Here is a 12725-nt window from a genome sequence, read left to right as displayed (position 1 = left end):
CTCCTGCTGTCAATTAAAGGGTTGTAAGTCGACGCGCGCCATCATCGCGGCCAACTGGGTACGGTCGGTAATACCCACGTTGCTCTGGCTGACGGCCAGGGCAGCGACGGCAGTCGCCAGGCGCAGGGTATGCTCGCTGGATTCACGCATCAGCAGGCCGTAAATCAGGCCGCCAACCATCGAATCGCCCGCGCCGACGGTGCTGACCACTTCCACTGAAGGCGGTTTGGCAATCCACTCACCGGAGGCGTTCACCCACAGCGCGCCCTCTTCACCCAGGGAAATCACCACGTGGGCGATACCCTGCTCGCGCAGCGCATGGGCGGCTTCGATAACATCTTTCATCTCCGGCAGCTTACGCCCGGCCCAGATTTCCAGCTCGCGACGGTTCGGTTTCACCAGCCATGGCGCCGCTTTCAGTCCGGCAACCAGCGCTTCGCGGCTGCTGTCGAAAATAATGCATGGGCACTGGCTGCGCAGACGGGTCATCCAGTCGGTGAAAGCCTCCGGGCTGACGCCGGACGGCAGGCTGCCGCTGACGCAGACCATATCGAACTGCCCGAGCCAGCTCAGGGAGTCGTTGACGAAGCGTTCCCAGTCGCCCGGGGTGACTTCAAAGCCGGAGAAGTTAAAATCGGTTACTTCGCCATCTTTTTCCGTCAGCTTAACGTTGATGCGGGTCCGACCCTGCACCACCTGGAAACGGTTGGCGATCCCCAGCTCGCTGAACAGCTGCTGAAAGCCATCCTGGTTGTCTTTGCCCAGGAAGCCGCCGACGGTGACGTCAATACCGAGATCTTTCAGCACTTTCGCCACGTTGATGCCTTTCCCGGCGGCATGCAGGCCGGTGGTGCGCACCAGGTTCACTTCACCGCGTTCAATCTCCGGGGTGAACCCCACCAGATCGTACGCCGGGTTTAACGTAATCGTTGCTACACGTCTGCTCATTTATGCGCCCTCCCCAAGGCCTGCGGCGATCGCTTCGCCAATCGCATCCAGCGCTTGTTGCGCATCCTCACCCTGCGCGGTGAAACGCAGACGGTGACCTTTTTTCACACCCAGCGCCACGACCTTCATCAGGCTGCGACCGTTGGCCGGCTTGCCGGAACCGTCGAGGTTGGTGACGGTGATGTCGCTGGAGAATTGTTTAATCGTATTGACCAGCATGGTGCCCGGTCGGGCATGCAGGCCGTGCTCATTGCGCACCACGAATTCGGCGCTCAGCACGTCTTCCGCAATGGCATCGTCGCTGGTCAGCAGCGCCAGCACGGTGGCGGCGTCGGCTTTCAGCAAACGGTCAGCTTTCTTATCCAGCAGCAGCTTGCTCAGGCGGTTCAGCACCGCAGTCGGCTGCTCATCGGCCATCGCCACCGTGACCAGCAGGGAAACCGGCTGGTCGTCGCGGGTAAAGGCATTAGCCGCGCGGCTGACTGCCACGGCGCTGCGCAGATTGCCTTCCGCACTGTCGTTCAGCCAGACGCCCTGACCGAGGTTCAGCGGCGTATCGTTGATAGCGTGGCTTACGAATGCCGTGTCAGCGGCACCCACTTCTTTCAGTCGCGCCGCGTTCAGCGCCTGCAGGGTCAGCAGATCGCTGGCCGCCACGTCGAGGCTGAGGGTCTCGTTGTCCAGCTTCAGCGCTTCGCTCTGTTTTTCCCCCATCAGCAGCGCACGCAGCTCTTCCGCGGTGGTGGCGGACTGCAGCTGCGCGGCTACCGCGTCATCGCTTAGCACATGGGTCAGCTGACGCAGCAGGCCAAGGTGTTCATCTGAGCTGGCGGCAATCCCGATCGCCACATAGGCGGTCTGCCCTTCGCCCCAGGTGACGCCCTGCGGGAACTGAAATACCTGGACGCCGGTCTTCAGCACCTGGTCACGGGTGTCCGTCGTGCCGTGCGGGATCGCAATCCCGTTGCCGAGGAAGGTCGAGGTCTGCTGCTCGCGAGCCAGCATACCGTTCACGTAGCCATCAGCCACGTTGCCGGCGCTGACCAGCGCGGCGGCGACCTGCCGGATGGCCTCTTCTTTATTACCGGCCTGCTGGCCGGGATGAATATCCTGCACAGATAACTGGAACATGGTTCTCCTCTCCTGCTGAATTGAATCGTTTCAGCTAACTTGAGAAAAAAGGCGCCATCTGACGGGGAACGGATTGTCGAATGACGCTGAAACGTTTCAAGAATTTTGTACCTTTCTTGCTCAACGCGCAAGGTACGTCAGCGACTTGATTGCAGAACTTAGAGGTACTGCACACTTTTGCTGAAGCCTTTGCTATCGACCACCGCAAATGTCAGCTTTTTGCTGAACCTTATATTTTGAAACGCCTTTTTAATTATTCGTGCCATACTACTGTTTATTTTCAGCCAGCAGGCGTAAACTCCGCGCCGTCTCCTGAAACTACAGAAAACCGAACATGCAAAACCGTAGCGCCGCTCTTCCCCGACGCGGGTTCGATGTAACCTCTTCCGCATTCTTGATCGTCGCCTTTCTGACAGGCATTGCCGGGGCGTTGCAAACCCCAACACTGAGCCTCTTTTTGACCAACGAAGTGCACGTCCGCCCGGCGATGGTCGGCTTCTTTTTTACCGGTAGCGCCGTCATTGGCATTCTGGTCAGCCAGTTTCTCGCCGGCCGCTCCGACCGGCGGGGCGATCGCAAACAGCTGATTGTCGTCTGCTGCCTGCTGGGGGTGCTGGCCTGCCTGCTGTTTGCCTGGAACCGGAACTACTTCATTTTGCTGTTTATCGGCGTCTTCCTCAGTAGCTTTGGCTCGACCGCCAACCCGCAGATGTTCGCCCTCGCGCGCGAGCACGCCGACAAGACCGGTCGCGAAGCGGTGATGTTCAGCTCCATTTTGCGCGCCCAGGTCTCCCTGGCATGGGTGATTGGTCCCCCGCTGGCCTACGCCCTGGCGATGGGGTTTGGTTTTACCGCAATGTATCTCAGCGCTGCGGCGGCGTTTATCGTCTGCGGGATCATGGTCTGGCTGTTCTTACCCAGCATGCATAAAGCGGCGGCGGTGGCGACGGGCCGGCTGGAAGCCCCGCGCACGCACCGCCGCGATGCGCTGCTGCTGTTTAGCATCTGCACGCTGATGTGGGGCACCAACAGCCTGTACATCATTAATATGCCGCTGTTTATCATTAATGAGCTGCATCTGCCGGAGAAGCTGGCCGGGCTGATGATGGGCACCGCGGCCGGACTGGAAATTCCTACCATGCTGATTGCCGGTTATTATGCCCGGCGCTTTGGTAAACGCTTTCTGATGCGCCTTTCGGCAGTGGCCGGTGTGTTGTTTTACGTGGGCATGTTGACGGTGCATACGCCGGCGCTGCTGCTGGCGATGCAGGTGCTGAACGCCGTCTATATCGGGATCCTCGCCGGGATCGGCATGCTCTATTTCCAGGATCTGATGCCGGGGCAAGCGGGCGCGGCCACTACCCTCTACACCAATACCACCCGCGTCGGCTGGATCATCGCCGGTTCACTGGCGGGGGTAGTAGCGGAGATCTGGAGCTATCACGCGGTGTTCTGGATAGCGCTGGTCATGGGTATCACCGCTCAGGTCTGCCTGTGGCGGATCAGGGACGTGTAGGCAAGACGGCCCGGCCTCGACCGGGCCATCCTGATTAATGATCCAGATAGAGGTAATGCAGCCAGCTGGTCATTCGTAGCAGGACTTTGCGCATAATCGACACATGGGCAAAATAATCGGTATAAACCGCCGCCTGCGCACTGACCCCGTCCGGTAAATGTTCCACTTCCGGGTGGGGATCGAGGTCGATCAGCACATAGATGCCCTCTTTTCCGGCTCCGGCGCTCAGCCCCTGCAGCGCACCGCTGGCCTGATAGCTGCCATCCGGGATCGCCGGCAGCACCCGCGATACCTTACCGCTATAGACGCTGCCCGGCAGACCATTAAACACCACCTCCGCGCTATCCCCGGCCGTCAGACGCAGAACCGAGTTCTGGCGGAATACCGCCACCACCTGGCGCTTTTGCTGGGGAATAAACACCAGCACCGGCTTGAAGGGCAGACGTACCGCGGTCATCCCCGGCCGCGCCAATAGCTGGGTAACGTAGCCATCGCTCGGCGCACGAACCACAGTTTGCGCCAGATTATACTCCGCCTCGAGGATCTGCGATTTCAGACTGGCAATGTTGGCATCAAGCCCGTTATAGCGGCCAGACACCTGCTCTCTGGCGTTTTGTAATTGCGCTTTCGCCGCCTGCAATACCGCCGTCTGGATCTGCACCTGCTGCCTGGCGTGAGTCACATCCTGTTCCGAGAAAGGATTGACCGGCATGGCCGCCCCCTGTGCATAACGCTGGTAGTCACGGGTAACGCGATCGTACTCGGCCTGCGCCTGCTGCACTCTGGCGCTGGCATCGTCGATAGTCGCCTGCTTCGCCCGCAGCGTCGCCTCCCCGGCCGCCAGATCGGCTTTCAGCTTGTTCAGCCGCGCGCGGTAGCGGGTGTCATCGATGCGGAACAGCAGTTCGCCCTTCTTCATTAACACGTTGGTTTTAGTCGTAACCTCAACCACCTCGCCTGAGACCTGAGGCACCATCGGAATAGAAACGACAATTTTTTGCGCCCGCAGCGTATAGGGATGGTTATAGTTCATCGTTAATATTAACGCGCCTACGACCACTATTCCGCCTAATATGGCAGTGGGTATTGTCCATTTATTTACTGGAATGCGAAATATCTTAAAAACGCCCCAGGCGATGGCGACATAGCAAAGGATAATTAACAGATCCATATTATTTATCTTTATTCCCCGCTGACGCCTGCTGGCTGTTTTTTAACGCCGCTTCGAGTAATGCGATACGTTGCTCCAGTTCCTTGCGTTGCAGACTATCCTCGGTCTGCGAAGCCATCCCCCACCCGCGGTCAGGGCGGTACAAGGTGGCCCAGATCCACAGAAAAGGCCAGATAGCATGCAGGGTAAACAGGCTTATCCAGCCCGCCACATGAATCGCGTCCTGATGGGGGTGCTGCCGTTTTTGCGCGATATGATAGGGAATATCATGGATAATAATCACTCCATAAAATAATATGAGAAAAACCAGTATTAATACAAACAAAGCAAAATAATTAAGCAGCATGGTGCATATACACTCAGTAAGCCAGCGGGAAGATCGTTATTTTTAATGACGTCGAGGACCACAAAAGAAGCGATAAAACGCACAATTTTCCTTAAATAACGGACTGTTCAACGCAAAGGCCATCATACGTTTAGCTGATCAATAAATCACATGGCAATTCCGCCAAACTGGTATATCATTTTTGATATACCACAGATATCAGGCAGCGATAAGATGTTGAAAGACTTTAAAATGGATGAGCTGAGGATCCTCTGCGCTATCGCCGAAACCGCCAGCGTGAGCCGGGCGGCCCAGCGCCTGAATATGCCCCAGTCTAACGTTTCGCGGACGCTGACCAGCGTGGAGCGGAAAGTCGGTTTGGCCATATTCCTGCGCACCGCCAGAGAGCTGGTGCGCACCGAGTTCGGCGAGCAGTTTATTCACGCCAGTCGCGCGGTTCTCGAACAACATGAACAGCTTATCAACCTCGCCGACCGTTATAAGAACACGCTGCAGGGCGTGGTCACCCTTGGGGCGCCCATCGGTATCCATCAGTTTCTCGGGCGCTATATTCTGCCGGCGCTGAGGAAAACCCTGCCGGAGCTGCAGATCAATCTGGTCACCCGCAACGCCAGCGAGCGGGAACAGAAATACGGCGCCATCTTCAATAGCGACTGCGATCTGCTGATAAGCCCCTTTAAGCCGCAGAATGAAAATCTCATCGCCCGCCCCTTTACCCGCTTTCGCACCGGCGTCTTCGCCTCTCCGGACTATCTGGCGCAACATCCTATCGCCGAGCCGGAGGCGCTGGTGGATCATGAGTGCATTACCCTGCGCATGCTGGGCGGCAGCGACAATATCTGGACCTTCAAAAGCAAAAACGGCGAACCGCTTAATCTCACGGTAAAGGGGGGATTCGTTTGCGATAACACACTACCGGCGGTGGAGCTGGCGAAGCTGGGGATGGGGATCGTCTATGCGCCCTACTATTCACTCGCCACCGAGCTGGCTGCGGGACAGCTGGTTCCCTGTCTGAAAAAGGAGCGCTGTATCGACCTGCAGGCCTGGCTTATCTTCCAGCGGCGGGACATTCTCCCCTTGCGCGTACAGGCGCTACTCGACGGCCTCAGCGCCCATATCAAAAACCTGTCTCATCTGCTGCTTTAAGCTCAGGGCGCGGTGGCCAGCTCAAGATCCAGCAGCCAGGTGATGGCGTCATCGCGGTGGGTGAAGCACATCTCGGGCGAGGGTTGCAGGCTGGCGCACACCTTCGGGCGCAGAGGGGAGCCGAAAATCAGGCACAAGTTGTGCTCGGAAAGCTGAATACAGCGGGTATTGGCGGGCTTGCCCTGCGGCATTCCGGGTATTGGCGATGATATAGAGGGAGCGATGCAACATGCGCCACAATCGGTACGACATTCCACAACCCAGCTCCCAAACGCTCATTTTGTGCCACAGCCTAAACGTTTTGCCAGAAGATAGCAAAACTCGCGAATTCCGCTTGCCTGAAGGCGCGGGCGCGAGTAGTTTTACGCGATATTTTTGACTCGTTAAGTGACAGGATTACTGCAATGCCAAGAGCGAATGAAATTAAAAAAGGTATGGTGCTGAATTACAACGGCAAGCTGCTGATTGTGAAAAATATTGATATTCAGTCACCCAGCGCCCGTGGTGCTGCGACACTGTATAAAATGCGCTTCTCCGATGTGCGTACCGGCCTGAAAGTGGAAGAGCGCTTCAAAGGTGACGATATCGTCGATACCGTGACCCTGACCCGCCGTTTCGTTGACTTCTCCTATGTCGATGGCAACGAATACGTGTTCATGGATAAAGAAGACTATACCCCTTACACCTTTACCAAAGAGCAGATCGAAGAAGAGCTGCAGTTTATTCCGGAAGGCGGGATGCCGGATATGCAGGTGCTGACCTGGGACGGCCAGCTGCTGGCCCTGGAGCTGCCGCAGACTGTTGACCTGGAAATTATCGAAACCGCGCCGGGTATTAAAGGGGCGTCCGCCAGCTCCCGCACCAAGCCAGCCACCATGAGCACCGGCCTGGTAATTCAGGTGCCGGAATACCTGACCACCGGTGAGAAAATCCGCATTCATATCGAAGAGTGCCGCTATATGGGCCGCGCGGATTAATCCTCTGTGACGCCCCGACAGTAAAAAAGGACAGCCGCTGGCTGTCCCTTTTTATTTGGCGACGGTATGCCCCGATGCCGGGTAATATCCATTCAACACGGTTCCCGTATTTGTGCCGGATGGCGGCTGACGCCTTATCCGGCCTACGATCCGGGCGCCCTGTCGTTAATTTATTCACTATTCTTGCTGAAACTGCCGGTGTTGGCGGCCTCAAAATCGCTGAGACGTTCCCGGCCCGGGGGTACAGGGGGCGGCGGCGACTGGCCGCCCCCTGTGCGCTCCCTGCACCATGAGTGACATAACGCAGAAGAAATATCGGGAGCGCAATCTGCCCGGAAATAACAGAGAACACAGGTTTTTCCAGGGTCGACACTGTTGCAAACCGATCACCGTATCTACCCCATTGCGCCGTTATTTTGTCGGGTGGCGCTTCACTTACCCGACCAGGCTGACGCCCCGACAGTAAAAAGGGACAGCCGCTGGCTGTCCCTTTTATTATCCCTGTTACCGCGATTACAACAGTTCAGGGTATTTGGTCATTTTCAGCGCCAGCTCGACGCCACGCACTTCCGCCATCCCCTTGAGACGGCCAATCGCCGAATAGCCTGGGTTGGTTTTCTTGCGCAGATCGTCAAGCATCTGATGACCATGATCCGGACGGAATGGGATCGGGCGCAGATCGCCAGCCTGTTTACGCCGCTGCTCTTCACGCAGAATCGCATCCACCACCGCCACCATATTGACGTCGCCGCTAAGGTGCGCCGCCTCGTGGAAGGTTTTCGGGTTCGCTTCACGGCAGGTAGATCGCAGATGGGTGAAATGGATGCGATCGCCAAAGGTCTCCACCATCTTCACCAGATCGTTATCGGCGCGGACGCCATACGATCCCGTACACATGGTGAAGCCATTATTGATGCTGTCCACTGTCTCTTTCAGCCACTGCATATCTTCGATGGTCGACACGATACGCGGCAGGCCAAGGATCGGCCGCGGCGGATCGTCCGGATGCACCGCCAGGCGGATGCCTACCTCTTCGCACACCGGCACGATAGCCCGCAGGAAGTAGGCCATATTCTCGCGCAGCTGCGCTTTATCAATGTGGTCATATTCCGCCAGGCGCGCGCGGAACTGGTCAAGAGTGTAACCCTCTTCCGCTCCCGGCAGGCCGGCGATGATATTGCGGGTCAGTTTCTCGATGTCCGCTTCGCTCATCGCCTTGAAATAAACCTCAGCCTGACGCTGCTCTTCTTCGCTGTAATCTCCTTCCGCGCCCGGGCGTTTGAGAATATGCAGTTCAAAGGCGGCGAAGGCGATCTGATCGAAACGCAGCGCCCGGGAACCGTCCGGCAGCTCATATTCCAGATCGGTGCGCGTCCAGTCGAGGATCGGCATAAAGTTGTAGCATACGGTATCGATGCCGCAGGCCGCGAGGTTGCGGATGCTCTGCTGATAGTTGGCAATCCAGGTCGCATACTCCCCGCTGTGGGTTTTAATATCCTCATGCACCGGAATGCTTTCGACGACCGACCAGGTCAGCCCTTTTGCCGCTAACAGCGCCTGACGCGCTTTAATCTCCTCTACCGGCCAGACCTGACCGTTTGCAATATGGTGCAGCGCAGTCACGACGCCGGTCGCCCCTGCCTGCCGTACATCATCAAGCGATACCGGATCGTTCGGCCCATACCACCGCCAGGTTTGTTCCATCGCTATGCCCTCACAAAAGTTGTTATACCAATAATGGCGACACTGATGACGACTACCATACATGTTTCTTCTCAGGCTGCAAATAGTGCCGGCGCATTGATTGATCCAGCTCACAGTCAGCGGATAATTTCGGCTTACCAATTTAATTTCCTGTCATATAACTTTAGACTGGCGTTGTTAATAAGCAGTTAAACAGGTGTGTAAAGAATGACAACAATTGCAACCGCTACGCTACCGGAAAACGTGCAACGTCCTCAGTACGATCGCAGCCAGCTCCGCTCGCGTATTGTCCATTTCGGCTTTGGCGCGTTTCATCGCGCGCACCAGGCGCTGCTGACCGATCGCGTGCTGAATAACGTCGGTGGCGACTGGGGGATCTGTGAAATCAGTCTGTTCAGCGGCGATACGCTGATGAGCCAGCTTCGCGAACAGGACCATCTGTTTACCGTGCTGGAAAAAGGCGCCGACGGTAACCAGCCCATCGTGATCGGCGCGGTGCACGAATGCCTGAACGCCAGGCTCGATTCGCTGGCGGCAATTATCGAAAAATTTTGCGAGCCGCAGGTGGCGATTGTCTCGCTGACCATCACCGAAAAAGGCTATTGCATCGATCCGGCGACCGGCAAACTGGATCCGACGCATCCGCGCATCGTTCACGATCTGGAGAATCCGACGCTGCCGCAGTCGGCTCCCGGTATTTTAGTGGAAGCGCTGGCCCGCCGCCGGGACCGGGGCCTGCCGCCCTTTACCGTGCTCTCCTGCGATAACATTCCCGACAACGGCCACGTGGTGAAAAATGCCGTCCTCGGTATGGCGGAAAAACGCAGCCCGGCGCTGGCGAACTGGATCGCCAATAACGTCAGCTTCCCGGGCACCATGGTGGATCGCATTGTTCCTGCGGCCACCGCCGAGTCGCTGGCGGAAATCGCCGCCGTGCTGGGGGTCGACGATCCCTGCGCCATCAGCTGCGAACCCTTCATTCAGTGGGTGGTCGAAGACCACTTCGTCGCCGGACGACCGGCCTGGGAGACGGCCGGCGTGCAGATGACCGACGACGTGCTGCCCTGGGAGCAAATGAAGCTGCGGATGCTCAACGGCAGCCACTCTTTTCTCGCCTGGCTTGGCTATCTGGCAGGTCATGCGCACGTCAGCGACTGCATGCAGGATAACGTTTTCCGCCGCGCCGCTCACCAGCTGATGCTTGACGAACAGGCTCCGACGCTGACCATTACCGGCGTCGATCTCGAGGCCTATGCCGACAGCCTCATCGACCGCTTCAGTAATCCGGCGCTCAAACACCGCACCTGGCAAATCGCCATGGACGGCAGCCAGAAACTGCCCCAGCGCATGCTCGACGGCATCCGCGTACATCTTGAGCGCGGCAGCCGCTGGCCGCTGCTGGCCCTCGGCGTTGCCGGCTGGATGCGCTACGTCAGTGGTACGGACGACGCGGGTCAGACGATCGACGTGCGCGATCCGCTGGTCGACAAGATCCAGCAGCGGGTGGCGCAGAGCGATGAGCAGCAGCGCGTCGATGCGCTACTGGGTCTGGAGGTAATATTTGGCCGCGACCTGCCGCACAACGCGCAGTTTGTCGCCGGGATCCGCGCCGCCTGGCAGCAACTGGCGACGCACGGTGCCCGCGAGGCCGTGGCCCGCGCGCTAAATTCTTAACAATATTTGCGCTTATGCGGACAGAATCTTCTTCTGTCCGCCTCAGGACTTCTCTTTTTCCCCTTTTTTCGTCAGGATAGACGTAACTGTTACAACATTACATTTATCCTGGAGAAAAGAGTGACCAGAACCAATTTGATCACCGGCTTTCTCGGCAGCGGTAAGACGACCTCAATTCTTCATCTGCTGGCGCAGAAGCCTGCGGATGAAAAATGGGCCGTACTGGTGAATGAGTTTGGCGAAGTCGGGATAGACGGCGCGCTGCTGGCCGACAGCGGCGCCCTGCTCAAAGAGATCCCCGGCGGCTGCATGTGCTGCGTTAACGGCCTGCCGATGCAGGTTGGACTGAATACCCTACTGCGCCAGGGTAAACCCGATCGCCTGCTGATCGAACCCACCGGCCTTGGCCACCCGAAGCAGATCCTCGATATCCTCACTGCAGCGGTGTATGAACCCTGGATCGATCTGCGCGCTACGGTGTGCATCCTCGATCCCCGTCAGCTGCTGGATGAAAAAGTCGTCAATAACGACAATTTCCGCGATCAGCTGGCCGCGGCGGACATCATTGTGGCCAATAAAAACGATCGGGAAACGCCCGAAAGCGCCCACGCCTTGGCCGACTGGTGGCAGCGCTGGGGCAGCGATCGTCGCAAGGTGTCGACAACCCAGGGTAATATCGACCTCGCCCTGCTCGATGAGCCGCGCCGCAACACCGCCCCGTTGCCGGCGAGCGCGGAGCATGTTCACCACTCTCGCCCGACCAGCGGTCTCGCCGCACTCAGCCTGCCCGAGCACCAGCGCTGGCGCCGCCACCTCAACAGCGGCCAGGGCTATCAGGCCTGCGGCTGGATTTTCGACGCGGAAACGGTCTTTGAGACCATCGGCCTGCTCGAATGGGCACGGCTGGCGCCCGTGGCGCGCGTCAAAGGCGTGATGCGCATTGCCGAAGGGGCCGTGAGGATCAACCGCCAGGGCGAGGATTGGCATATCGAGACTCTGAGCGTCCCCCCACCCGATAGCCGAATCGAGCTTATCTCGGCGAACGAAGCCGACTGGAACGCGCTCCAGACCTCACTGTTGAGGCTTCGTTTAAGTTGAGGCGGCTAAGGTTGCCGCCGACTGTCACAAAATCGCAATGGCTATGATGAAAAACCGAATTCCTTTAATTCTGCTGCTTAACATCGCGGGTGTGGCGCTATTTTGCTCCTGGTATCTGCCGGTCAACCACGGCGCCTGGTCGCCGGTCGACTCCGCGATCTTCCATTTCTTTAACCATGGCGTCAGCGTCAGCCACGCCTATGCCTGGCTGCTGGCGATCATCAACAATCGCGCCTTCGACGCCTGTTCGCTGCTGGCGATGGGCTGCCTGATGCTCCGCTACTGGCTTAAAGCGCCGCCAGCAGGCCGTCGCCAGATTGCCATCATGGGCCTGGTGATGCTGCTGGCCGCGGTGATCATTAACCAGCTGGCGCAGCACCTGATGCCGGTACAGCGCGCCAGCCCGTCGCTGTTTTTCCACGATGTCACCCGCGTCAGCGATGTCGTCAATTTCCCGACCAAAGACGCCTCCAAGGACAGCTTCCCTGGCGATCATGGGATGATGCTGCTGATCTTCGCGAGCTTTATGTGGCGCTATTTCGGCCGCCGCGCGCTAACCGTGGCGCTGGTGATATTTGTGGTCTTTGCTTTCCCACGCGTCATGATTGGCGCTCACTGGTTCAGCGATATTGCCGTCGGCTCCCTGACCGCCGTGCTGATTGGCGCACCGTGGGTATTGATGACACCGCTGAGCGATAAATTGATCGCCCTTTTCGACCGTTATCTGCCCGGCGGAATATCGGCCAAATAATGTCGTGGTCGCCGTCTGGCGTCATTATCTATAAGGGGACCTTTTGGGTCCCCTTTTTCAATTGCGCTTTTTTTCAACATGATGTTCATCTTCTTGTCACATTAATCCCGTGACAAATGAAGGAATTGTCTGTTTTTTACCCGATACTGGCGCTATTTTGTCCTTTCCCGATGATTCACTTTTTGTCACCAAAATACTTATAAGAAATCGCGCAAAACCGCTCGCCATGCGGCGTTTGATAGGGTAATCTCGTTCTCGTTTTG

Annotated in this window: 12 protein-coding genes; 6 read left to right on the top strand and 6 right to left on the bottom strand. The window is 57.7% G+C overall.

Annotation, left to right across the window (positions count from 1 at the left end):
* Positions 1–9: 9 nt before the first annotated feature.
* Complete coding sequence (gene fruK / locus N438_RS22035; protein WP_004103928.1) at positions 10–948, bottom strand: 1-phosphofructokinase; 939 nt, start codon at positions 946–948, stop codon at positions 10–12.
* A complete protein-coding gene (fruB, locus tag N438_RS22030) occupies positions 949–2079 on the bottom strand; it encodes a fused PTS fructose transporter subunit IIA/HPr protein (protein ID WP_008804018.1) in 1131 nt (376 codons plus the stop codon).
* 334 nt (positions 2080–2413) lie between these two features.
* On the opposite strand from fruB, the gene setB reads away from it, so the two are divergent.
* The gene (gene setB / locus N438_RS22020) at positions 2414–3595 is read left to right on the top strand and encodes a sugar efflux transporter SetB (protein WP_008804017.1); all 1182 of its coding nucleotides are present in this window, start codon (positions 2414–2416) and stop codon (positions 3593–3595) included.
* Positions 3596–3629: 34 nt separating this feature from the next.
* Here the strand turns inward: setB and N438_RS22015 are convergent, their stop codons facing one another.
* Together N438_RS22015 and N438_RS22010 are read right to left on the bottom strand one after the other, a co-directional pair.
* Positions 3630–4766: an HlyD family secretion protein gene (locus N438_RS22015; RefSeq protein WP_032733367.1), complete on the bottom strand. Its 1137-nt coding sequence runs from the start codon at positions 4764–4766 to the stop codon at positions 3630–3632.
* Between the two features lies 1 nt (position 4767).
* Positions 4768–5112, bottom strand: coding sequence for a DUF3302 domain-containing protein (locus tag N438_RS22010; RefSeq protein WP_008804015.1), 345 nt, complete (start codon positions 5110–5112; stop codon positions 4768–4770).
* Positions 5113–5325: 213 nt separating this feature from the next.
* On the opposite strand from N438_RS22010, the gene N438_RS22005 reads away from it, so the two are divergent.
* Entirely contained in the window at positions 5326–6258 is a 933-nt protein-coding gene (locus N438_RS22005; RefSeq protein ID WP_032736033.1) for a LysR family transcriptional regulator, read from the top strand.
* A 2-nt stretch (positions 6259–6260) separates the two neighbouring features.
* Here the strand turns inward: N438_RS22005 and N438_RS22000 are convergent, their stop codons facing one another.
* Positions 6261–6515, bottom strand: coding sequence for a YkgJ family cysteine cluster protein (locus N438_RS22000; RefSeq protein WP_008804013.1), 255 nt, complete (start codon positions 6513–6515; stop codon positions 6261–6263).
* 147 nt (positions 6516–6662) lie between these two features.
* Here N438_RS22000 and yeiP point away from each other — a divergent pair, with 147 nt between their 5' ends.
* The gene (yeiP, locus tag N438_RS21995; RefSeq protein WP_002912951.1) at positions 6663–7235 is read left to right on the top strand and encodes an elongation factor P-like protein YeiP; all 573 of its coding nucleotides are present in this window, start codon (positions 6663–6665) and stop codon (positions 7233–7235) included.
* Positions 7236–7748: 513 nt separating this feature from the next.
* Here yeiP and uxuA read toward each other — a convergent pair.
* A complete protein-coding gene (gene uxuA, locus N438_RS21985) occupies positions 7749–8939 on the bottom strand; it encodes a mannonate dehydratase (RefSeq protein ID WP_008804012.1) in 1191 nt (396 codons plus the stop codon).
* Positions 8940–9146: 207 nt separating this feature from the next.
* On the opposite strand from uxuA, the gene N438_RS21980 reads away from it, so the two are divergent.
* The 3 genes from N438_RS21980 (at position 9147) to N438_RS21970 (ending at position 12462) form a co-directional block, all read left to right on the top strand.
* Positions 9147–10613, top strand: coding sequence for a fructuronate reductase (locus tag N438_RS21980; protein WP_032755024.1), 1467 nt, complete (start codon positions 9147–9149; stop codon positions 10611–10613).
* Between the two features lie 120 nt (positions 10614–10733).
* Entirely contained in the window at positions 10734–11711 is a 978-nt protein-coding gene (locus N438_RS21975) for a GTP-binding protein (protein ID WP_040968748.1), read from the top strand.
* A 37-nt stretch (positions 11712–11748) separates the two neighbouring features.
* Entirely contained in the window at positions 11749–12462 is a 714-nt protein-coding gene (locus N438_RS21970; RefSeq protein WP_165818815.1) for a phosphatase PAP2 family protein, read from the top strand.
* Positions 12463–12725 lie beyond the last annotated feature (263 nt).

This window comes from Klebsiella sp. GL120222-02, assembly GCF_003097195.1.
GTDB classification, from domain to species: domain Bacteria; phylum Pseudomonadota; class Gammaproteobacteria; order Enterobacterales; family Enterobacteriaceae; genus Klebsiella; species Klebsiella variicola.
The sequence above is the reverse complement of the archived record's forward strand: the minus strand, read 5'-3'. Positions and strand labels throughout refer to the sequence as shown.